Consider the following 21326-nt stretch of genomic DNA (forward strand, 5'->3'; position numbering starts at 1 on the left):
ACACCGACGACTCGGCGACGACCTGCCTCGCACCCATCACTCGGTCGATGCGCGTCCGGCGTGGACTCGGAGCGGCGGTCGTCAACCGGCGAGGGGTTACGCCCGGCCGTAGGCGGCCAGGAACAGGTCGATCGACGCGTCGGGCGTGTCGGTGAGAGGTGCTGTGGCGTCGAGCATTCGGGCGTTCAGTGGTGCGCCGACGACCAGCCAGGTGAGTTGCTCGGCGGCAGTGCCGGGGTCGGGGATTCGCAGTACGCCGCGGGCGTCGAGGGTTCGCAGGGTCGTGGCGAGGTCGCCGATGTTCCTGATCCAGCTCTTGTGGAGATAGGCCGCCCCGACTTCGGGCTGTCGGGCCGCCTCGGCGGTGACCAGTCGGCGCATCTCCACCACGGGCGGGGAGAGCACACCGGCCGAAAGGGTTCGCGCCCAGGCGATCAGCCCTTCGCGGATATCCTCGGCGGCCTCGAGATGTGCGAGCGCGGGCCGCAGGGCATGACGGCCCGCAGCCGTCCAGTGCTCCACGACCGCGGCGAACAGCCCGGCCTTGGACGGGTGTTCGCGGTAGAGCGAGGCCTTGGAAATCCCTGCGCGCGAAGCGATCTCATCCATCGTCGTGCCCGCGAAACCGCGCTCCAGGAACACCTCTCGGGCAACGGCCAGCAGTTCGGCGCCCGTCTTCCCGGACGGTCGGCCGCGACGTCCACCTGCGGAGTTCATGGCCCCACTTTAGTACTTGACAGTACCGAACACGCGGCCTAATTTAGTACTACATCGTACTTAAGGAGCCGGCCATGATTGTTGCAGGTGTCGTCGTCGCGGCGATCGTCTCGTTCGCCCTCAGTGCGGTGCTGTACGCAGCGCCGCCGGTGGCCGCGCTCGTGTCGCGGACGAGCACTCCGCGTCCGGGAATCGGGGTGCCGGTGCAGATGGCGTCGGTGCTGCTGCGCGGTCTGGTGACGGCCGCGGTGCTGGCGACACTGCTCGTCGCCGGTGACCGGCACGGCCTCGGGGCCGGAGCGGCACTGGGCGCGATCGTGGCGATCATCCCCGTGACCATCCTCTCCGGCGCCATCGTCCACGAGAACGTTCCGATCCCGACCGCCCTGGTGCACATGACCGACTGGGTCCTCAAGCTTGTCCTCAGCGGCGTCGTCCTCGGGCTGTTTCTCTGAATCCCGCAAGCCATTGACGCAACTTGTTGGTTGCAATATTATCGCAACCAACAAGTTGCTACTAATGGAGGTGGGTATGGGATTTCCCGATCGCATCGAGCGGACGATCGAGCTGGCACATCCGCCGGCGAAGGTCTGGGCGGCGTTGACCACCGCCGAGGGATTGAGCAGCTGGGCCGGCAACGCGGCTGGCATCGAGCTCCGGCCGGGCGGTCAGGCGTGGATGCGCTGGGACGAGGCAGGACACACAGCGGACATGCGGGTGGAACGCGTGGAGGAACCTTATGTCTTCGGGTTCACCTGGCAGATCTTCGGCCTTTCCGAGGACGATCCCCGCCGCACGTACGTGGAGTTCACGCTCGAGCCGGTAGCGACCGGTACCCGGCTGACCGTGGTCGAGTCCGGTTTCGCACAGCTCGCGGAGGACGCCTACAAATCGGCGTTCGAGGGCAATACGCGCGGCTGGCAGAACGAACTCGGCGAGCTGGCCGACTACCTCGATGCGGCCTGACCAGGAGGCGATTGCCGAACAGGTCTTCGTGGCGCTGGCAGACCAGAGCCGGCGCACGATCCTCGCCGCACTGGCGACCGCCGGGCCCGCCACGGCGACCGACCTGGCCGCCCGGCTGCCGATCACCCGGCAGGCGATCGCCAAACATCTGACGCTGCTGTCCGAGGCCGGTCTGGTGACCGCCGAACCGGGCGAGCGCCGCCGGGTGCGCTACCGATTGCGTTCCGCGCCGATGCGGGTGGCGCAACAATTTCTCGCTGCGCTCGCGCGCGACTGGGACGGCCCACTCGACACGTTGAAGAACAGCCTCGACCGATCCTGATCCACGGATCCGAACCAGGAGTTTCACCATGAAGACACCGCCGATCGTCTCACAGCACGATTGGGAGGCAGCGCGCCTGCGGCTGCTGACGAAAGAGAAGGAAGTGATGCGGGCCCACGACGCGCTGGCGGCGCAACGACGCCGGATGCCGTGGGTGGCAGTCGAGAAGGAGTACTCGTTCCGGGGGCCCGAAGGCCCGATGAGCCTGCTCGACCTCTTTCGAGGCCGCCGTCAGCTGATCATCTACCGCGCGTTCTTCGAGCCTGGTGTGCTCGGCTGGCCCGAGCACGCCTGCCGCGGCTGTTCCATGATCGCCGACCATATCGGCAATCTCGCGCACCTCAACGCCCGTGACACCACGCTCGCCTTCGTCTCGCGCGCACCGCAACCCGAGATCGCCCGGGTACAGGCGCGGATGGGCTGGTCGGGAATCCCGTGGTACACCCTCACCGACGAGTTCGACAAGGACTTCGGCGTCGATGAATGGCACGGCACCAACGCCTTCATCCGGGAGGGCGACCGCGTGTATCGCACCTACTTCATCAACCGCCGGGGCGACGAATACTTCGGGAATACCTGGAGCTACCTGGATATGACGGCCCTCGGCCGCCAGGAGGACTGGGAGGATTCGCCCGAGGGCTACCCGCGAACACCGGCATACACCTGGTGGAACTGGCACGACGAGTACGCCGCCCCCGTCGATGACACCGCGCCGGAGTGGATGGACAAGGTAGCCGCCGCCATCGACCGGGGCGAAGCCGGCAACCAGCGGACGCAAGCGCCACACGACTGCTGCGCACACCCGGCCCAGTGATCAACCCGCCCGCTCCGGCCACGTCCTGGACCAGCCGGACCGGAGCGGCGCTGGCGCTGCTCTCGGCGACACTGCACGCGGCCTGCGACGGAACCCATTGCGCCACAGTGTGGTCGGTCGTCCTGCCCGCGTTGATGTCGCTGGGTTGTTTGTGGTGCGCCTGGCATCTGTGGACCCGCCCCTCCCCCGCCGCCTGGGCCATGACCGCGGCGATGAGCACCGCCATGCTGACGCTGCACTACCTCGCCCCGATGCCGGGCGCACTGATGCACGGGGCCTTCCTGGCCGCCCTCGCCGAGACGGCACTGTCCGGCGCGGTGCTGCTCCGCAATCACCTGACAGGGCGGCGCCCGCAATCAGACGCTCAGTGCAGCACTCCGTAGGTCGCCGCGATGGTGAAGCCGTGCGCTCCGGCCTCGCAGCTGACCGTGCCCTGGAATCCGACGCCGCACGTGATGTTCTCCAGCGTGAGGCGATGTCCTTCCGGCAGCACTTTCGCGCCGCCGGGAGAGGTGAAGATCGGTGCCGCGGAGACCACGTACCGGGCAACCTCGGTGCTGGTGACGCGGACTTGATTCGTCCCCTCGGGGGCATCCATCGGCACGGCGTCGCACCCGGCCGGTCCGTCGCCGGCGTGGATGGCGCACGCACGCCCATCCGGTGTCCGGAAGAACACGCCTCCGAATTCCGTACTGTCCGTGCGGTATTCGCCGATATCGACAGGTGTCAGCCGATCGAGGTCGGATTCGGCGACCGCTCGGCCGGTAGCGAGCCCCGCGACGGCGGCCAGCAGCGTCACGACCGGTACCGCGAAAAGGAATGAGCGAGCGGGCATCCGAACCTCCAACGAGTGATCTGTGCGCCTGGCAGAACACTGTCGCATGCTACCGATCGATGGTGACACCTCGGCCCGTCATTTCAAGAGGCTGCCCGCATCGACGGGCAGCGGGAGTCCGGTGGGCCAAGCCGGGCAGAGCTGCGCGTGCGGTACCCGGATCCTCGTCCAGGACTCGATCTACGACGAGTTCATGGCGAAGTTTCTCGCCGTGGTCACCTCGGCCACCGTCGGCGACCCCTTCGACCCGCACGTCCTCGTCGGACCCGTGATCAGCCAGGCCGCGGCCGACCGGATCCTGCACACGATCGAGCGCGCGGTCACCGAGAAGATGGGCGAACTGGTCACCGGTGGCCGCCGCATCGGCGGCGACCTCGCCGCCGGATCGATATGGATCAACCGCAACAGCGACATCTCTCCCCAAAGCCCTTACGGCGGATACAAACACAGCGGTACCGGGCGTGCCGGGGGGCTGGAAGGACTCCACGAGTTCCAGCAGGTCAAAAACATCCGCATCGCCATGCCGTGAGGGGCGCGGGAATGCGCGCAACTAGAGCAGTCGCTTGTCGATCAGGTTCCAATAGTGCCGACCCAGAGCTGTCAGCTCGCAGGCCTGGTTTTCCATGGCGGCGTGCCACATGTGTGGGGCTCCGAGGGGTCTCACGAGATGCACCTTCACATAGTTCTGGAGGACCGCGAACAAGGCGGTGTGGGCGGAGTCGGGAGGCGGAACGGTGGCGTCTTCCGCGCCCGACCGGTACGGCTCGTAGCTCGGATCCAATGCGAACGGCGTAGCCGGATCCGGGAACAGGGTGGTGAGCATTTGCAATTCGGTCAGCTCGATCGGTGCGTTCACCTCGCGTAAGGAGACGAACCTCGTGACATTCGTCTTGAAGACCGGACGCTGTGCCCAGGAACCGAGTGACTGGTCGATGTGAGCGTAGACGCTGCCCGGCGTGATCGCGCCCACCAGATTCGCCGCGGCGCCGCTGAGCGCGTCGATGAACAGATTGGTGAACACGCCCGACCCGCCGCCTGGCGTCTCCATCGCATACTGCGTGGCCGTGGACGCGGTAAGGATGGTCACGCCCTCGGAAATCTCGGTCATATTCGTCGTGTGCGCATTGCTGCCCGCCACGCCGCTGTGACAGCTGTCCAGGACGACGACCTTGTTCTGCGCATTCGACCTGTTCGCGAAGGAGAGAACCTCGGCCAGCGGAAGACCGTCGTCTCCGGATTCGCAGTCGCTGGCGCACAGATAACCCCAGCTGTCCTCGATGCTGCCATGGCCGGCAAAGTAGAACAGGGCAATCTGCGAATTGTCGGCGAACAGCTCCCGTACCGCATGCTTCAACTCGCGCCGAGTTACTTTCGACTCGGGGCCGGTCCCGACGAGTAACTGAGGCGTCGGAAAATTCAGGGAACCGTCGGCATTCCGCTCGAGAACAGCGCGGACGCCATGCGCGTCGTTCACCGCGCCGCTGAGGCATCCGACCCGGTCGTAGTAGTCGATCCCGACTATCAATGCTTTACGCATCGCCGGCTCCGATATCGACCGCGTTCATCGGTTCAGCAAGAAGGATCATATTCGACATCCGGCGAGACCCACTTCTTCCAGTTTTCCTCGGATATTCCCGCGGTCAATTTCGCGCACAATTCGGCGACCAGCTCTTCCGGTCCCGGCCATATCAGCACGCCGCCGTCACTACTCGCCGACACGATGCGTTTGCCGTCCGCACTGAAGGCGATCTTGTGGACTTCCGAGTGGTGACCAGGCATCGGTGAGCCGACGGCGGTACCGGTTCGGCCGTTCCACAGCCGTATCGTCCCGTCGGCGCCGCCGGTCACGAGGTACTTTCCGTCCGGACTGAACGCCACCGCCCACACTTCGTCCTGATGCCCGGTCATGAGCTCGGATATCGGCTTGGTAGTCGCTCGATCCCAGATCCTGACGGTGCCGTCGAGTCCGCCGGACGCCAGGCGCGCACCATCGGCGCTGAACGCCACACTGGACGTGCCGATCGTCAGCTCCATCAGGTCGCCCATCTGCTTGCCGGTTTCGACATCCCAGATCCGGACGCCCTCGATTCCCGACGATGCCAGGTAGCGTCCGTCCGGGCTGAAAGAAAGTCCGGCGGCGAACACTTCGTGACCCTCGATCGTGGGTCCGAATCTCTCGCCGGAATTCGCGTTCCAAAGACTCACACCACCGTCCTCGCCGCTCGATGCGAATATCTTTCCGTGCGGGCTGAAGGCGATGGAAAGAATTTTGGTCTGGTACGCGTTGACCGGGCGGGAGAGCTGCATTCCGGTGCGAGTGCCGAACAACAGAATTCTGCCGTGGTCACCCACCGCCAGCTGTGACAGGTCATCGGCGACAGCCACGGCGGACGGTATCAGGTTCTCACTGGACACTTCGGCCCCGACCGTAGCCCCGGACGCTGTGTCCCGAATTCGAATAGCGCCGTGCGGGGCAGCGACGACCACATATTCTCCATTCGACGTGAACCCCAACATTTTGTCGCGTGTCGGCTCGCCGGGAACAATTTCACCGACGGACTGGTAAATATCTGTATGCCAGAACCGCATTGTGCCGTCGTCACCTCTCGAAACGACGATATCGCCACCGGCACCGAACCGGACTTGCCGCACGTCGCCGGCATGCCCGAGGAGAGGCGGGCGGGACTGCTTTCCCATCGACGTATCCCACACCCTGATGGTCCGGTCCGCCGCTCCGGATACCACGAAGCGGCCGTCCGGGCTGAACGACACGTCGTTGACCCAGTCTTGATGTCCGGTCAGCGGGCCGCCGATCGGCTGGCCGGTGTTCGAATCCCACAGGCGCACCGTGTCGTCATCGCTGCCGGAAGCAAGGCGCGAACCATCGGGGCTGAACGCGACACTCGCCACCCATGATTCGTGGCCCACGAGCGGTTGGCCGATCTGCCGGCCCGTCGAGGTATCCCAGAGACGGACGGTCCTGTCCGCCCGATCGAGATTGCCGATCACCAGGCCCGCGCCGGAAGCCAACCGCCGTCCATCGGGGCTGTAGGCGATCGCGCTCACGAATCCTTCGTGTCCCCGCAGGGGTTCGCCGATTCGGGTCCCGGTCGCCACATCCCAGAGTCGGATGGTGCCATCCTGACTGCCGGTTGCGATCTGTCGACCGTCGGGACTCACCGCGAGACCGCTGGGCTCCTGCTGTCCCGTCGATATCGGATTCGCGGTCCGCGATCCGTTCCGCATATCCCAGACCGATACCTCGCCGTTGTCGTTGCCTATCGCGACGACCGTAGCCGTGTCGTTGTAGGCGGTATTTTTGCCCTTTACGATGCGGACCGGGCTGGATGCTTCCACCGAATTTCCGGTGCGCGCGTCCCACGTCCGTACGTTTCCGTCGGAGGCTTGCAGCAGTATCCGGTTACCGTCGGGGGTGACGGCGAAATCGCCGCCCAGCGAATTGGATTCGATAATCTTCACCGTGTCCCGCTTTTCGGCAACGGCGTCCCACAGCGCTCCGGTGTCGGCCTCGCCGGTCAGGGCGAGTGAGGCGACGAGCTGCTGGATAGCCCGCACGTCACCGCCCGACTGGGCGCCGGCCAGCATCGCCCGTGCCTGCGACACCAGCGAGACCGAAATCGCTTGATTTCGCTGCCGAACGGCTTCTCTCTGTTGCTTGATCGCGTACACCGCCGCGGACGTCGCCGTCAGCGCGAATACCAACAGCAGGCTGATGCCGATTCGACGGAAGCGACGAAATCGGCGCTGCTCACGCAGATCCTCACTGGCCAATTCGTATTTCGGTTTGCCGTGTATCGGCGCGGCCAAGTCGGTGAGTTTTTCGCGAAACAGGGGCGCGTTGAAGTCCCAGGGCGCGTCCGGGCCGACATCGACATAGAAGGGTTCCGCGGGCAGCACCCCGCGCCGGGTCAGCACCGGTAGTGCGGCATCGGAGGTCTGCGGGTCGAAGCTCCCGGTCAGTGGTAGCCATTTGACAGCGCCGCTCCCGACCACATACATCAGGCTGTCGGGACCGCGCCGTTCCAGCCAGTACGTGACCTCGTCGTTCACCCATTTCGACCCGGCGGCATGCGGGGAAAGGACGACGATCATGTATCGCGAGTGGTCCATCGCATCCGTAACTTTCTGCCACAGATCGGGACTGGCGGTCAGATCGGTAGCGTCACGGAATACGCGCAGGGCATGAAGCCGTCCCAGCTTTCGCGCGATTCTGTGCAGCCCTCGTTGGACCCCGGATGCGATGGCCCGATCAGCGTGCGAATACGACAGAAACACGTCGTAGGTTGTCTTCTGGGTGGTGATCGCGTTGTCCGCCGGCGAACGGCGCCTGCCGAGTCCGATTGCCATCGAGTACCGTCGGTCCTTCCGCTTGCACTCCGCTTTCGCGATAACGCGGAAAACCAGCATCAGGCCGAAACCCGGCGCACTGTAGGGTCTTTCGTCACCCACAGGCCCCGTATCCGACCACCCACACAAACAACGCCGACCGCCTCACCCGTCCTGATCGATCGAGACAGGTTGGCCGCCAAGACAGTATGAATCTTCTTGCACGGCAAAGACTTTGGGCGGGCGGCGGTTGAGTTCGGATCCCGGATCCTCGGCCGGACGAACCGCGACGGATCAGGGCGACCCGGGTTGAGGAGAGTGGCGGGTGGGCTCTGCCGCCCGCGATGGCGTAGCTGCCCAGCTGGCAAGGAGTTTGAGCCGGTCTTCGGAGGCGGTGCCGGGCTCGGCGGTGTAGGTGATCAGGTTGTGGACGGCGCGGCCGGACAGGGGTAGTTCGAGGTCGCGGAAGGTCAGTTCGAGGTGGCCGACGTCGGGGTGCTGGAGCCGTTTAATGCCGTCGTGGCGGATCAGGACGTCGTGGGCGGCCCAGAGGTCGCGGAATTCGGGGCTGAGGGTGGACAGTTCGCCGATGAGTTCGCGCAGTGCGCGGTCGCGGGGCTCGCGGCCGGCCTCGGCGCGCAGCAGGGCGGCGGTGGCATTGCCGGCGGCGTCCCAGTCGACGAAGAAGTCGTGTGCGCCGGGGTCGAGGAAGACGTAGCGGGCGATGTTGGGGCGGCCGCGCGGGTCGATGGTGGCGCTGTCGAACATCGGCGCGTGCAGGGCTCGGGCCAGGGCGTTGCCGGCGACGACGTCCGTGCGGCCGTTTCGGATGAACGCCGAGGACATGGTCATGGAATCGAGCAGCCACTGGACCGGGGGCGGGACCTCGACGTCCCGCCGACGCGACGGCGTGCGACTCGCGAGCCGCGCCGACCGGGCCAGGTCGAACAGGTACGTGCGTTCGTCGTCGTCCAGTTGCAGGGCGCGAGCGACCGCGTCGAGGACGTCTTCGGACACGCCGCCGATGTGCCCTTTCTCCAGCCGCGTGTACCACTCCGTGCTCACACCGGCGAGGACGGCGACTTCCTCGCGCCGCAGCCCGGCGACCCGGCGACGGGCGTTGGTCGGCAGTCCGACCTGTGCCGGGGTGATCTTGGCGCGCCGGCTGGCAAGGAAGTGCCGGATTTCGCCGCGACTTCCGGGCTGCTGGTCCATGTTATTCACGGTAACCGCTGGTCACGGCGCGAGGGGGGTTGAGGTCATACCCCCTATAAACGCGACCTTCTCTGGTGGCGGCCATCGCGGTCTCCTGGAGATGGAACGTTCCGACACGATAGTGACAAGAAACTGAGACCGGAGGTAGGCGATATGACGAGCGAGACGCTGACGGCGCCGGCGGTGGCGCTGGGCACATGGGCCTGGGGAGACAGCGGCCAGGCGGGCGACGGTTATTTCGGCAGTCAGCTGACCCGGTCCGGCCTGCGAGAGGTCGTCGAGAAGGCCCAATCGAACGGGTTCACCCTGTGGGACACCGCGGCGGTGTACGGCATGGGCCATTCGGAGACGGTCCTCGCTCGGGCGCTGAAAGGCTACGCGCGCAACGAGTTCCAGCTGTCGACGAAGTTCACCCCGCAGATCGCGGGCGACGGCGATGATCCGGTCGCGGACATGCTGGAACAAAGCCTCGACCGAATGGGCACCGACTATGTGGATCTGTATTGGATCCACAACCCCGCCGACGTGACCCGTTGGACGCCGCATCTGATACCGCTGCTGCGCAGCGGCAGGATCAAGCATGTCGGCGTCTCGAACCACAACCTGAAGGAAATCGCTCTCGCCGATCAGATACTCGGCGAGGCCGGCTTCCGGGTGGAGGCGGTCCAGAACCACTACAGCCTCCTGTACCGGAGTTCCGAGCGCGCGGGCATTCTCGAGCACTGCCGCGCGCACGACGTGCGGTTCTTCTCCTACATGGTCCTCGAGCAAGGGGCGCTGACCGGCAAGTACAGTCCGGCCCATCCATTGCCGGAGGGCAGCAGCCGGGCGGCGGTGTACAACGGCATCCTGCCTCAACTGCAGGTGCTGACCGACAGGATGGAGGCGATCGGCGCGGACCGAGGCGCGTCCGCCGCCGACGTCGCCATCGCCTGGGCCATCGCCAAAGGGACCACGCCGATCATCGGGGTCACGAAGGCGAATTACATCGACGGGCTGATCCGAGCCCAGGGCATCCAACTCGCCGACGAGGAGATCTCGGAGCTGGAGGCGCTGGCGGACGCCGCCGACGTCGACACGCGCGGCAGCTGGGAACACGACATGTAGCAGTCGGCGGCGGCCCGCTGGTCTCACGCAAACAAGACTGGCTGGGAAGTACTGATACTTTGGGAAGCCATGTCCGAATCCAATGTCCCGGAGCATGTCCAGGACACCACCCCGCCCCGCCGGACCGCCGGGCGCGTCGCCGGCAGCATCGCCTTGATCCTTGTCGCGCTCGTCTTGTTGACCGCCGGGATCCAGGCGATTGTCGATCCGGCCGACGTCGTCGCCAGTTCCTCGAACTCCGCGCGCAGCCCGGACACCGACGCCGAGGCACAGTTCAGCGGCCTGCTGGTGTGCTTCTTCGGGATCACGGTGCTGGGGTTCGGCATTGTGCTGTTCCAGAAGCCCTCTTCGAACACTTCATCCGGCAGCAAGGGCTGACTCACACACCCACCATGGGTGGACCATCAAGTCAGCTGTCGTAGGCGATCGCGACCGTTGAGGTGCTGGGGTGAGATTGGCAGGTCAGGATGAAACCGGCGTCGACCTCGGCTGCGGTGAGCGCGAGGTTCTGCTCCATCGATACCGCTCCCGTGATGATTCTGGCTTTGCATGTGCCACATGCGCCGCCGAGACAGGCGTACGGCGCATCGATATCGTTTTTCAGCGCGGATTCGAGCACGGTCTCACCGGCGGCGAGGTCCACGGTGTAGCCCGCGCCGGCCAGGGTGATGGTCACTTCGGCGTCGGCGTAGTCGTCGACGTGTGTGGATTGTCGTGTGCCGCAGAACAATTCGAGATGTATCCGCTCGGCCGGCACTGCTTCGACCGCGAGCCCATCGCACATTGTCGTGACCAGATCGCCCGGGCCGCACAGGTACCACCGGTCGATCGAGGCGAGATCGCCGCCGAGCAGCCGTCGCACCATCGCCAAGTCGATACGGCCACGAACAGCGACGGGGTGGTGGTGCGCCTCGCCGGAGCGGACGTGGAATACGCGCAACCGGTCGGCATATCGAGATTCGAGTTCATCGACTTCGGCGGCGAACATGGTCGACTCCGCGGTTCTGTTGCCATAGAAGAGGGTGAAGCGGCTCTCGGTCTCGATCTCCATCGTGGTGCGAACAATCGACAGAATGGGCGTGATTCCGCTGCCCGCCGCGACCGCGACATAATCGCGCCGGGCGAGTGGATCGAGCGGTGCGCCGAAGCTGCCCGTGGGCGTCATCAGCTCCAAGATGTCGCCCGCCCGCAGCGTGTCGACCGCGAAGTTCGAGAACAGCCCGCCCGCCACCCGCCGCACTCCGATCGCCAGTTCTCCCGAGGTGGCCGAGGTGCAGATCGAGTAGTTTCGCCGGACCTCCCGCCCACCGATGCGGTGTCGAACGGTCAGGTGCTGGCCCGCCCGGAACCGGAATCGGTCGCTCAGATGATCGGGAACGTCGAAGGTAACTTCGACGCTGTCCGGAGTCAGCGGCTCGACGCTTTTGACGGGGATCGGGTGGGTACCGACATAGCGGGCCGAAGAGGAACGTGGCATACGGGTCGGGAGCAGCGCGGCGAGTGTGCCGTTGAGGCGTTTCCATTCGCGGTATTGCGCGGCGTCGAGCTGCTGCCCGAAGACGGTGCTTATCGCCGAGTCGCGTTCGAGGTAGGCGGCCTCGTTGCGTCGCCAGGCCGCGACATAGCGGTAGAAGGGAATGGAGGGGTGCAGGTGGTGGACCAGGTGGTAGTTCTGCGACAACAGCAGCGGAGTCAGGATCCATTCGGAGCCGACACGGTTGCGGGTCGCGCGGTAGCGGTTCTCGCGTTGGGTGTCCTTCAAATCGTGGTGGGGTAGCCAGTCGAACCACCACGCGAGCACGAACATCGCCACCCGCCCGGGAATCAGGCAGACCACGGCGAGCGTCCACAGGTATCCGGTGCAGGCGGCCGCCACGATCGCCGTCAGCGAGAAAGTCATCAACGCCGCCGTTTCCAAGACCTCGGCGCGCGGTCGCCGACGCACGTTACGCACCAGGAAACTGATATACGGCAGGTCCATGGCCGGGAAACGGACGGGCAACTGCCACCACGGCGCGGCGCTGACGAAGTGATCGGGATCGAACTCACCGTCATTCGTATTGCGGTGGTGCTCGATATGAATGAACGCGAACGACTTGAATGAAATCAGCGGCGAGACGAAGAACATCGCCACCCGGCCGAAGGCGACGTTGACCCAGCGACGGGAGCTGATCGAGTAATGCGAGGCGTCGTGCAACACCGTGAACAGGACGAAGATTGCCGCGGAACTCGCCGCGATGGTGACGATCGCAGGCGCGGTGCCGGTGAGCGCGGCCCAGGTCGAGACGCCGAAGACCGCCAGCGCGCCTGCGCAGAGGCCGACTATCGGCCACGACAGCGTGGGAATTCGCTCACCCGGATCAGGCAAAGCATGCTGCGAGGCCGATGCTGGAGATGGGGAGTGATAAGTCGTCGACATCGAACTGCTCTTTCGCGCTGCAGGATGAGATACCCACAAACTACGAGCGGCCGGGACCGGTCAACAAGGCGTTCCCAGCCCTCTTCGATGTGCTGCGAGCACATCTCGGTGCGCTCAGCGTCCGGTCGACGCGACTATGACCCGCGCAGAACCGAGGCCCCCAGCACGTCGCACACGAGTAGGGCGGCGTGCAGCTCGACAGTCTTGACGGTGGCGGGCCGGCCCCGGCGTTCTTCGGCACGACGCACCCTCTGCAGGACCGTATTCCGGTGGATTCCCAAGGCGCGCGCCGCGGTCGCCAGACTCCCTTGCGCGTCGAGCACAGCCAGGAGTGCGGCGCGCTCGCCGCGCTCTTTCGCGTCGTCGCGCGCCAGTGCGCCGAGCTGAGCGGCGACGAAGGACCGTGCCGCATCCAGGTCGCGGGAAATGGCATCCACCAACGCGACATCGCCGAACTCGGTGATCGTCGGCGCCGCGCGACCGGACAGTTCGATGACGCGGCGAGTGCGGACAGCTTCGAGGTGGGAGAGGCGGAACCCCGCGGCCCCCGGATGGGGCGAGCCCACCGCGACGTGAACATTTCTGCTGTCACCGCGAAACTCCATCGCCATCTCCGTGAGCGAACTCCGCAACTCCCCCGTGACCGATGCCCATCCCCACACCGCGAGTGGACCGTCCGCCACGACGAGCGAGTAGGCCGCCCCGAGGAACCGTCCCACCTGCCTGGCGCATCCCTCGAGGTCGACGCCCCGGTCGTCGGTCCAGCACACGAAGCCGATCTGGCGACCGGTGAGCCGATGACCGAGCACACGTTCGGCCCGCGCGATATCGATACCTTCCCCCGCCAGCAGCGCGCGCACGACATCGGCCCGCTCGGCCCTCGCCTTGTTCTGACGCCGCTCGAGCTCGGCTACGTACTCGGCGGCCACAAGACTGGAGATGCGGTCGATGTATCTGAACCCGAACCGCTCGAGATCGACAAACGTCCGCAACGCGACAGCGGGATCAGCGATCGAATCGGTCAGCGATTCGGAAAGCTTTTCAGTGAAGAACTCATGACCCAACCGGTAGAACCGCAGCATCACATCCACGCTGTGCCCCCGTGACGCCATTGCTCGAGCGTGCTCGAGCGCCGTCACCGGCGCCTCCACAGCCGCTATATCGATCCCATGACGAACCATCGAAAGCACCGCTTCGAGGTTCGACGAGCACGATCCCAAGGTCAGGCCGCGCAGCTCCGCATCCCCACCGATCTCCGGTATCCGCTCGACCAAATACTCCAGCATGTCGTCAGCGAGGCCGGACACATTCACCAGCAAAGACGCCGCGATGCCCCGTTCGACCTCCCCGCCACGAGCCGGGTCCAGCGCCTCCATACCTGCACATTAACCTGGCCGAGGAAGCCCCGGCGGCCCCCGCATATCGCCTCCATTTTCGGTCAGCACCAGCCGGGTGAGTTCGGCGCGAGATCCGACGCCGGTCTTCCGGAAGATCTTCCGCAGATGGTGATCGACCGTGCGAGGGCTCAGAAACAGCTGCGCCGCGATATCCCGGTTGGTACTACCTTGCGATACGGCGGTGGCAATTCGTGACTCCTGCGGAGTGAGCGCCGACAGGCGTCCGGCAACGGGGAAGTGCACGGTTTCCCCCATGGCGCACAATTCGTCTCGGGCGCGCTCCGCCCAGACCTCCGCGCCCAGGCCGTGAAACGCTTCCAGTGCCGCCCACAGCGGCGCGCGGGCCTGCGACCGGCGGCGTCTACGCCGCAGATGTCTGCCGAACAGCAACAGTGTTCTCGCCGTCTCCAGCGGCTGGTCTCCACGTTCGTGCAGCTCCACAGCCTGAAGGAACTCGGTCGTCGCGTCATCGGGAGGGCTGAGCAGTGCGCGGCACCGACCGACCAGGGCATTCGGCTCCAGCGCATCGATCGCCTTCGCCCAGCGGCTGAACAGCGCCAGCGGCTCGGCGGCCAGGGCGGGCCGATCCAGTTGCACCGCCGCCTCCACCAGATCGGGCACATTCACCATGGCCGAAACACAGGAGGAACCGTCGAAGAGAGGTCCGAAATGCACCAGCGCCTGCTCCGGCCTGCCAGCGGCCAGGTCGAGCAGGCCCAGGGCCCGCCGGGCGGCGATGACGGCATCCATCGCGCCTTGACCGAGTGCATCGGCGATCAGCTCGCGCGCCGATGACCGGGCCTGCTGCTCTCGGCCGCGCAGCGCCGCGAGGACGACAAGGCAACCGCGAAAGCCGAGAATCGCGTTGCGCTGTCCGGTGGCCTCCGCCACCTGAAGGCCTTCCTCGGCGAGTGTCTCCGCGGAGTCGAAATGCCCGCTCGCCGACTCGTCGTCGGCCGCCTGACGCAACGCCGACACCAAGTAGACCGGCGTGCCGAGGCGTCGTGCGTGCCGAATCGCCAACCGGCTCAGGCGCCGCGAACGCGCACGATCACCCAGCTCCCACACCGCCCCGGTCGCCCAGGACAACAGACCGGGATCGGTCGATCGTTCGACCGCCGCCAAATCACCAGGATGCAATCCGGCATCTTTGCCCTCCCGGACTCGACAACAGCCACGCACCATCCGGCCGAGGAGATCGGCTTCGCCGGAACCGGCAAACGACAGCCGCTCCGCCACTTCGGACAACTCGTCCCATACAACCGCCGCAGGCACCGCGGAACTCGCCTCCCACAGCAGCATCAACAGTGGAACCGAGTGCTGCACAGGAGCTTTCACCGCTATGTCGAGAACAGCGCGTATCATCGCGACGGCATCGGCCGGTCGGCCGAGCCGCAGTTCCATCGCCGCGCGCAACCACGTCACCTGAACGCGCATGGTCCCGTCGAGAGGATCGGCGATGTCGACGCACGCCAGCGCCGACTGCGCCCGATCGAAGTCTCCGACGCGCCACCACGCGGTCGCCGATTCGAACAGTCGTCGTGGCCGGGCCGCCCGGAGTTCGCCGAGTTCCACCGCGCGGGCCAGCAGCACCGCGGCGGTAGCGGAACTCGAACAGGCGGCGAGGCGAGCCGCTCGCTCGAATTCCTCGGCGGCAGCCTCGTCCCGTTCGTCTGCGGCCTGCCCCAGATGCCACGCGCGACGCACGGCATCGCGACCGCCGGCGCCCGCGAGAGCTCGATGCGCACGCTTCCGAGCTGACGGCGCGGCACCGTAGTAGACGGCCGAGCGAACGAGCGGGTGGCGGAAAGCCACTGTCGAGCCGTCCATCACAACCAGATCGTCGAGCGCCATGAGCAGATCCGGCGTCGGTCGCAGATTCGGTTCGAACAGGGTTGCCGCGCAAGATAATACGTCCCAGCGGCATCTTCCTTCCGCGGCAATCAACAGCAAAAGCTGCCGCAGCGGTTCGCGGTGGTGTCGAACTCGGCGAAAGAATGCCTGTCGCAACCTTTCCGCGATCGGCAACGGGTTCGGCGGCAGACCCGCGTGCGGCACCGCCACCGGAAGTCCCCGAATCGCCAGCGGATTTCCTCCTGCGGCCGCCACAATCTGGTTCTGTTGCGCCGAGGTCAACCACTGGCCGACATGGTCCACGAGCAGTTCCCGCGCCGATCGTCGGTCCAACCCGGTCAGCCGCACCTCTACATCGCCGCTGCTGACGGCTCGGCGGCCTTCCTCCGGACACAGGGCGAACACGACGGCGACGGGCGCGGCCCGCACACGGCGTGCCACGAATTCGAGAACCTCGATCGAGGCGCTGTCGGCCCAGTGCGCGTCATCCACCAGGCAGAGCAGCGGCTGCTCACTCGCCATTCTCGACAGCAGTGCCAGTGTCGCCGAACCGACCGAGGCCGAGTCCGAGGCCGGACCGTCCCACAGTCCGAATACGGCGCGTAGCGCCTCTGACTGCGGCTCGTGCAGGAGGTGTAGTCCGGGCAGCAGTAGCTGGTGGAGCGTCGCGAATGCCATATCGGCTTCGGATTCGGCACAGTGCACCCGAAGTACCCGCATGCCCGTCGCATTGTCCGCGACGTCGGAGAGCAGCGCGCTCTTGCCGATTCCCGGTTCTCCCGAGACCACCGCCGCCCCGCCCTCGCCCGCCCTGGCACGGTCTATCAAGGCCGCCAGCGCCGCACGCTCCCGGTCGCGGCCGTACAGTGTGCCGGAAGACGAACCGGCGGTTTCCGGCGTAGGTCGTGATCGGTAGTTCGACGAAGGGTTATTCCGGCGCTCGGGATTCATACTCGAGCCAATACTCGCGGAACGCCGGCCGGCGGAACAAGTCAGTAACTTATGCTGGTAGTAAAAACACCAGGATAAGTTACCCGCAAGTTAATGATGCCAATGGTTACGTATAAATTATGATGCCGGCGACGATCCCGTTGTCCAGTGGCCGAATCAGTAAGATCACTAGTCTTCTTCGCTCCAGGTTCCGCACTGAAGTCTGCGACGTTTCGGGCAAACTCCGAGGAGAAAGGCGGTTGCATTCCCCCCGTCGATCACACCGGCGCGGTCTCAGGCGACCGGCGCGGCCCGACCTCGGCTTACGTAGGCGTTACCCTGCTCAGGTAATCGATGTATTGCCGAGCGGAGAGGTGCGGTTGAAGGCCACGGAAGACGACGGTCTCGCCAGACGTCGGGAGATTCGCCGATTTCTCATGGCGCGTCGTGGTGCGATTTCACCCGAAGAGGTGGGACTGCCGGGAGGGCAGCGCCGACGCACTGCCGGGTTGCGGCGCGAAGAATTAGCCGCGCTGGCCGGAGTCGGAGTTACCTGGTACACATGGCTCGAACAAGGACGTGATATTCGGGTGTCGCCGGGAACTTTGCGACGGATCGCCAAGGCGCTGCGTCTCACACCGAGCGACACGGCTTATCTTTTCTCCCTCGCCGACCTGCCGACGAACGTTGAGACCGGAACATCGGGTGTCGCCGACCGGACCATACGCGAAACCGTGAGCGGCTTTCGCGCCGGCCCCGCGATCCTCGTCGATCCCTCGTGGGATGTCGAGGCATACAACTACCTGGCGGAAATCGTATTCGAATTCGACGCATACGAGGGCCGGTTTGCCCGGAACCATATATGGCGCTTCTTCATGGATCCCGTTCGCCGTAACAAATATCCCGATTGGGACGATTTGGCTCCGGTGTGGCCGGCGGTCCTGAGGGTCGCGCATGTCAAACTTATGGGCGATCCATATTTCGAAAGCCTGTTGGATGCGCTGCTGACTTCGAGCCCCGAGTTCCGAACGTTCTGGGAGCGTCACGACACCGTCGAACCGGCCGCAACTCCTGGAGTACGAATGAAATTGCCGAATTACGCGACACTGGAGTTCGATTCGGTGCGATTTCGGCCGGTCGACGCACCACTGCACCTTCTCCATGTGCTCAACCCCGCGGACGACCATACGGCGGAGGTGATGCGAACGATGAGCCGTTCTCCACAATGAGCCGCTTCCATGCGGCGAGCACGAGGTCGATCTGTGCGGTGGTGACGTCGCGGTGGGTGAGCATACGCACACGGCCTGGCACCGAGGTCGCCAGTATTCCGTGGGATTCGAGGCGTGCCACCCACTGCCGCGGCGTCCAACCGGTACCGGAAACCTCGGCGAACACGATATTCGTCGGAACCTCCGACGGATCGACCGCGCCGGGCAGTATCTCGGCGATACCCGCCGCCAACCGCCGGGCGTTCTCGTGATCGGAAATCAATCTGTCGTGGCCCTCGTCCAGCGCGACGAGCCCGGCGGCCGCGACCGATCCCGCCTGCCGCCAAGCCGCCCCGAACAGGATCTTCAGCCTGCGGACCTCGCGTATGAATTCGGCGTCTCCGGCGAGAACCGAGCCGATCGGGGCGCCCATGCCTTTGGAAAGGCTGAGCATCAGCGCATCGGAATGTGCGGCGTACTCCGCCACCGTCGCGCCGGTCGCCGCGCACGCGTTGAACAGGCGAGCGCCATCGAGGTAGAGCGGAACACGATGAGCGGCGGCCACCGAGGCGAGTTCGGCCACCGAGTCCACCGGCATGGGCCAGCCACCGCCGAGTTGGTGTGTGTTCTCGAGAACTACCAGGTCGACATGCCCCACGTCGTAGGGATCCGGCGCCAGCGACCGGTCGAGATCATCCGCGGCGAGCTGCCCGTGACTGCGGGCCTGGACCCGCCGGAAGGCGATACCGGAAAGCGCCGCGGACGAATGCGATTCCATACCGCAGACATGGGACCGCGCCTCGCAGACGACGAAATGCCCCGATCGGACGAAGGCGTGCATGGCAATCTGATTACACAAGGTCCCAGTGGGCAGGAAGGCCGCCGCCGGCTTGCCGGTGAGTTCGGCGACCCGATCCTGTAGCCGGTTCACCGTCGGGTCGTCCCCGTACCAATCGTCTCCGACGTCGGCGCGGGCCATCGCCCGGCGCATGGCGTCGGTCGGTCTGGTCACGGTGTCCGATCGAAGGTCGATGATCTCGTCCACGATCATCCGCGCTCCTCGAACACCGTGATCAACTGCTTGATTCCACGGTCGATATCACGGTCGGCCACGTTGGCGAAGCTCAGACGGATCGTGTGGCGATGGCGGTGGGCGTCCTCGGCATAGAACACGCTGCCGGGAAGATAGGCGACGCCTTGTTCTAGCGTGGAATGCACGGCGGTATCCGCGTCGAATCCCGGCGGCCCCTCCAGCCAGAGAAACATGCCACCGTCCGGCTTCTGCCAGCGGAACTCGGGCGAGAAATGCCGATCGAGCGCGGCGACGAGCGTATCGAGCCGTGCCGAGTAGGTGTCGATGATTCGTCGGAGATGCGCTTCCGCGTATCCGCTCTCGAGAAACTCCGTCGCCATGGCCTGACAAAGTGTCGAGGTCTGCATATCGATGTTCTGTTTGAGCGCCAGCGTGCCGTCCGACAGCCGCTCCGGGATCACGACGATCCCGATCCGCACGGCCGGCGCGAAGGTCTTCGACAACGAGGTGAGGTAGACGACGTTCTCCGGCGCGTACGACCACAGTGCGGGCACCGGATCACCGTGGTACCGCAGGTCGGCGTACACGTCGTCTTCGATCACCAGGGCGCCCCGGCGGAGAACGATCTCCGCGATCTGCTGCCGGCGCACGGCCGGCACGGTGCGACCGGTCGGATTCTGAAAGGTCGGCAGCGTATAGAGGAAGGCGACCTCGGGCGACAGCGCCTCCGCCAGCGCTTCGGGCACAATGCCGAACTCATCGCACGCTACCTCGCGCACGGTCGCGCCGTGGCTTCGGAAGCTCTTGACGGCGGGCCCGTAGGTCGGCGATTCGACCAAGACGACATCACCTTCGTCGAGCAGTGCCATGCAGAGGTTGTGCAGGGCGCCCGACCCACCCGTTGCGATATGGATTGCTCTGCCGGAGCAGGAAATACCGCGCTTGCGTACGAGTTCTCGGGCATGCCCGAGCAGCGGCGCGAATCCCTGTGTCATACCGTATTGGAGGATCGCGGGCCCGTACTTCGCGGCCGCTTTTCGCACGAGTTCGGACATCAGGTCGACCGGCAGCAGGTCCGTATCCGGAGACCCGACCGCGAAGGAGACAACGTCGGGCCGACGGGCCAGCACGGCGAAGATCTCATCGATCGGGCCGCTCCGGGCCGCGGCCGCCGCCCGGCTATATCGATGTGGCATTCCTACACCACCGCGAAACGGGAATGACGGAGGTCGGCAGCCATCGCCTGCGCACGGATATCGTATTCCGGCGACAGCACGACGTCGTCGTCGAATTCCGGGTCCGTCCTCATCTCCACGGCGATCAGCGTATGCGTCGCGCTCAGATTCACCGCGACGTGGACCACGCCTTCCGGGATGTACATGAATTCGCCGGGGCCGTGGAAGTACGGAACCAGGTCAGGTCCGATCAATGTTGCCGCATGCCCCTCGGTGCATACGACAATGATTTCCGAACGCGCATGGTAATGCGCCTTGGATGATTTTCCCGGCGGCATGTTCACCAGCCCCGCGGAGATATTGGTCGTGCCACACCGGCTGTGCGTGATACACGGGGTGAGAATCTGTCCCTGGCGCCCGATCACGGCCGCGGAATCGAAGGGACGCGCCACGAGAGCGGATTTCGGATGCGCACATTCCATTTCGGAATTCCTCATCTAACTCTGAATGAATCTGCCCGGACCCGTAATCCGACTCGAGCAACCGATCAGTCGGTATCCGGCGTGCTCAGTGTGCTCCGCTGAGCCCCACCGCGGTATCAGTGGAACCGCCGGTCTTCGCCTACCCGCGGCCGCGGCGCCCCCGAACGCAACGCCACCCAGCGATCCCAGTGGTCGGCCCAGCGCTGTTCGAAAAATTCCCGGTAGATTCTGCCGCTGTCACTTCTGAATTCGGACGCGTACAGGGCACCGACCTAGGCGCGGGCCGTCCGGCGCAGTTGCTCCCCAGCCCGGCTGAGGATCTCGGCGCCGATCTGCTCCGCCAGCCGAGTCAGCTCAGGCCGAGTCGATGAGCAAGCGGCACAGGGTTCCTGCGGCCGTGTTGTTCTCCGAGTTGCTGTCCGAGAGCTCGGTCGGCGGTCACCACCCTGTCGGCGGCGCCGGACACCTGTGTGCCGAAACCTTTGCGACACCACCTGTCCACCCA

General features: G+C 65.5%; 19 protein-coding genes and 1 pseudogene. 9 read left to right on the forward strand and 11 right to left on the reverse strand.

Features of this window, described 5'->3' with window-relative positions; translation table 11 throughout:
* Positions 1-96: 96 nt before the first annotated feature.
* Positions 97-717 (reverse strand): TetR/AcrR family transcriptional regulator, encoded by a 621-nt coding sequence (locus QH470_RS33455; RefSeq protein WP_280276383.1) that lies wholly within the window; start codon positions 715-717, stop codon positions 97-99.
* Between the two features lie 74 nt (positions 718-791).
* Here QH470_RS33455 and QH470_RS33460 point away from each other — a divergent pair, with 74 nt between their 5' ends.
* The 5 genes from QH470_RS33460 (at position 792) to QH470_RS33480 (ending at position 3202) form a co-directional block, all read left to right on the forward strand.
* Positions 792-1172: a DUF1761 family protein gene (locus QH470_RS33460; RefSeq protein WP_280276384.1), complete on the forward strand. Its 381-nt coding sequence runs from the start codon at positions 792-794 to the stop codon at positions 1170-1172.
* Positions 1173-1248: 76 nt separating this feature from the next.
* On the forward strand, positions 1249-1683 hold the full coding sequence (locus tag QH470_RS33465; RefSeq protein WP_280276385.1) for an SRPBCC domain-containing protein: 435 nt from the start codon (positions 1249-1251) through the stop codon (positions 1681-1683).
* Positions 1673-2005: an ArsR/SmtB family transcription factor gene (locus tag QH470_RS33470; RefSeq protein WP_280276386.1), complete on the forward strand. Its 333-nt coding sequence runs from the start codon at positions 1673-1675 to the stop codon at positions 2003-2005. The genes QH470_RS33465 and QH470_RS33470 overlap by 11 nt, the downstream gene beginning before the upstream one ends.
* Positions 2006-2033: 28 nt before the next feature.
* Positions 2034-2819 carry a DUF899 domain-containing protein gene (locus QH470_RS33475; RefSeq protein ID WP_280276387.1) on the forward strand — a complete coding sequence of 262 codons (786 nt, stop codon included), beginning with the start codon at positions 2034-2036 and terminating at the stop codon, positions 2817-2819.
* A complete protein-coding gene (locus QH470_RS33480; RefSeq protein WP_280276388.1) occupies positions 2816-3202 on the forward strand; it encodes a hypothetical protein in 387 nt (128 codons plus the stop codon). Before QH470_RS33475 ends, QH470_RS33480 begins: the two co-directional genes overlap by 4 nt.
* Here QH470_RS33480 and QH470_RS33485 read toward each other — a convergent pair.
* Complete coding sequence (locus tag QH470_RS33485) at positions 3184-3654, reverse strand: hypothetical protein (RefSeq protein WP_280276389.1); 471 nt, start codon at positions 3652-3654, stop codon at positions 3184-3186. The genes QH470_RS33480 and QH470_RS33485 overlap by 19 nt on opposite strands.
* Positions 3655-3772: 118 nt before the next feature.
* On the opposite strand from QH470_RS33485, the pseudogene QH470_RS33490 reads away from it, so the two are divergent.
* A pseudogene (locus QH470_RS33490) lies at positions 3773-4183 on the forward strand (aldehyde dehydrogenase family protein); the annotation flags it as partial.
* Positions 4184-4204: 21 nt separating this feature from the next.
* Here the strand turns inward: QH470_RS33490 and QH470_RS33495 are convergent.
* The 3 genes from QH470_RS33495 to QH470_RS33505 form a co-directional block, all read right to left on the reverse strand.
* Entirely contained in the window at positions 4205-5191 is a 987-nt protein-coding gene (locus QH470_RS33495; RefSeq protein WP_280276390.1) for a caspase family protein, read from the reverse strand.
* 32 nt (positions 5192-5223) lie between these two features.
* The gene (locus QH470_RS33500) at positions 5224-8022 is read right to left on the reverse strand and encodes a TIR domain-containing protein (protein ID WP_280276391.1); all 2799 of its coding nucleotides are present in this window, start codon (positions 8020-8022) and stop codon (positions 5224-5226) included.
* Between the two features lie 273 nt (positions 8023-8295).
* Positions 8296-9216: a helix-turn-helix transcriptional regulator gene (locus QH470_RS33505; RefSeq protein WP_280276392.1), complete on the reverse strand. Its 921-nt coding sequence runs from the start codon at positions 9214-9216 to the stop codon at positions 8296-8298.
* A gap of 153 nt (positions 9217-9369) precedes the next feature.
* On the opposite strand from QH470_RS33505, the gene QH470_RS33510 reads away from it, so the two are divergent.
* Together QH470_RS33510 and QH470_RS33515 are read left to right on the forward strand one after the other, a co-directional pair.
* The gene (locus tag QH470_RS33510; protein WP_280276393.1) at positions 9370-10323 is read left to right on the forward strand and encodes an aldo/keto reductase; all 954 of its coding nucleotides are present in this window, start codon (positions 9370-9372) and stop codon (positions 10321-10323) included.
* Between the two features lie 69 nt (positions 10324-10392).
* Positions 10393-10701 carry a hypothetical protein gene (locus tag QH470_RS33515; RefSeq protein ID WP_280276394.1) on the forward strand — a complete coding sequence of 103 codons (309 nt, stop codon included), beginning with the start codon at positions 10393-10395 and terminating at the stop codon, positions 10699-10701.
* A 31-nt stretch (positions 10702-10732) separates the two neighbouring features.
* Here the strand turns inward: QH470_RS33515 and QH470_RS33520 are convergent, their stop codons facing one another.
* The 3 genes from QH470_RS33520 to QH470_RS33530 form a co-directional block, all read right to left on the reverse strand.
* Positions 10733-12742: a fatty acid desaturase gene (locus QH470_RS33520; protein WP_280276395.1), complete on the reverse strand. Its 2010-nt coding sequence runs from the start codon at positions 12740-12742 to the stop codon at positions 10733-10735.
* Positions 12743-12876: 134 nt separating this feature from the next.
* Entirely contained in the window at positions 12877-14118 is a 1242-nt protein-coding gene (locus QH470_RS33525) for a PucR family transcriptional regulator (RefSeq protein WP_280276396.1), read from the reverse strand.
* A 9-nt stretch (positions 14119-14127) separates the two neighbouring features.
* A complete protein-coding gene (locus QH470_RS33530) occupies positions 14128-16944 on the reverse strand; it encodes an AAA family ATPase (RefSeq protein WP_280276397.1) in 2817 nt (938 codons plus the stop codon).
* Between the two features lie 359 nt (positions 16945-17303).
* Here QH470_RS33530 and QH470_RS33535 point away from each other — a divergent pair, with 359 nt between their 5' ends.
* Complete coding sequence (locus QH470_RS33535; RefSeq protein ID WP_280276398.1) at positions 17304-18152, forward strand: helix-turn-helix transcriptional regulator; 849 nt, start codon at positions 17304-17306, stop codon at positions 18150-18152.
* Here the strand turns inward: QH470_RS33535 and QH470_RS33540 are convergent.
* The 3 genes from QH470_RS33540 to QH470_RS33550 are packed head-to-tail and all read right to left on the reverse strand — an operon-like array spanning position 18091 to position 20821.
* Entirely contained in the window at positions 18091-19182 is a 1092-nt protein-coding gene (locus QH470_RS33540) for a threonine aldolase family protein (protein WP_280276399.1), read from the reverse strand. The genes QH470_RS33535 and QH470_RS33540 overlap by 62 nt on opposite strands.
* Positions 19179-20360 carry an aminotransferase-like domain-containing protein gene (locus QH470_RS33545; RefSeq protein WP_280276400.1) on the reverse strand — a complete coding sequence of 394 codons (1182 nt, stop codon included), beginning with the start codon at positions 20358-20360 and terminating at the stop codon, positions 19179-19181. The genes QH470_RS33540 and QH470_RS33545 overlap by 4 nt, the downstream gene beginning before the upstream one ends.
* Positions 20361-20362: 2 nt before the next feature.
* Positions 20363-20821 carry a cupin domain-containing protein gene (locus QH470_RS33550; RefSeq protein WP_280276401.1) on the reverse strand — a complete coding sequence of 153 codons (459 nt, stop codon included), beginning with the start codon at positions 20819-20821 and terminating at the stop codon, positions 20363-20365.
* Between the last annotated feature and the right edge of the window lie 505 nt (positions 20822-21326).

This window comes from Nocardia wallacei, from assembly GCF_029868745.1.
GTDB classification, from domain to species: Bacteria; Actinomycetota; Actinomycetes; order Mycobacteriales; family Mycobacteriaceae; genus Nocardia; species Nocardia wallacei_B.

Excerpts from the sequence above, each read along its gene's own strand:
- QH470_RS33505 (WP_280276392.1), bottom strand. The coding sequence starts at position 9,216 with ATGGACCAGCAGCCCGGAAGTCGCGGCGAAATCCGGCACTTCCTTGCC.
- QH470_RS33475 (WP_280276387.1), top strand. The coding sequence starts at position 2,034 with ATGAAGACACCGCCGATCGTCTCACAGCACGATTGGGAGGCAGCGCGC.
- QH470_RS33500 (WP_280276391.1), bottom strand. The coding sequence starts at position 8,022 with ATGGCAATCGGACTCGGCAGGCGCCGTTCGCCGGCGGACAACGCGATC.
- QH470_RS33520 (WP_280276395.1), bottom strand. The coding sequence starts at position 12,742 with ATGTCGACGACTTATCACTCCCCATCTCCAGCATCGGCCTCGCAGCAT.
- QH470_RS33515 (WP_280276394.1), top strand. The coding sequence starts at position 10,393 with ATGTCCGAATCCAATGTCCCGGAGCATGTCCAGGACACCACCCCGCCC.
- QH470_RS33465 (WP_280276385.1), top strand. The coding sequence starts at position 1,249 with ATGGGATTTCCCGATCGCATCGAGCGGACGATCGAGCTGGCACATCCG.
- QH470_RS33530 (WP_280276397.1), bottom strand. The coding sequence starts at position 16,944 with ATGAATCCCGAGCGCCGGAATAACCCTTCGTCGAACTACCGATCACGA.
- QH470_RS33525 (WP_280276396.1), bottom strand. The coding sequence starts at position 14,118 with ATGGAGGCGCTGGACCCGGCTCGTGGCGGGGAGGTCGAACGGGGCATC.
- QH470_RS33455 (WP_280276383.1), bottom strand. The coding sequence starts at position 717 with ATGAACTCCGCAGGTGGACGTCGCGGCCGACCGTCCGGGAAGACGGGC.
- QH470_RS33460 (WP_280276384.1), top strand. The coding sequence starts at position 792 with ATGATTGTTGCAGGTGTCGTCGTCGCGGCGATCGTCTCGTTCGCCCTC.
- QH470_RS33510 (WP_280276393.1), top strand. The coding sequence starts at position 9,370 with ATGACGAGCGAGACGCTGACGGCGCCGGCGGTGGCGCTGGGCACATGG.
- QH470_RS33470 (WP_280276386.1), top strand. The coding sequence starts at position 1,673 with ATGCGGCCTGACCAGGAGGCGATTGCCGAACAGGTCTTCGTGGCGCTG.
- QH470_RS33495 (WP_280276390.1), bottom strand. The coding sequence starts at position 5,191 with ATGCGTAAAGCATTGATAGTCGGGATCGACTACTACGACCGGGTCGGA.
- QH470_RS33540 (WP_280276399.1), bottom strand. The coding sequence starts at position 19,182 with ATGATCGTGGACGAGATCATCGACCTTCGATCGGACACCGTGACCAGA.
- QH470_RS33550 (WP_280276401.1), bottom strand. The coding sequence starts at position 20,821 with ATGGAATGTGCGCATCCGAAATCCGCTCTCGTGGCGCGTCCCTTCGAT.
- QH470_RS33545 (WP_280276400.1), bottom strand. The coding sequence starts at position 20,360 with ATGCCACATCGATATAGCCGGGCGGCGGCCGCGGCCCGGAGCGGCCCG.
- QH470_RS33485 (WP_280276389.1), bottom strand. The coding sequence starts at position 3,654 with ATGCCCGCTCGCTCATTCCTTTTCGCGGTACCGGTCGTGACGCTGCTG.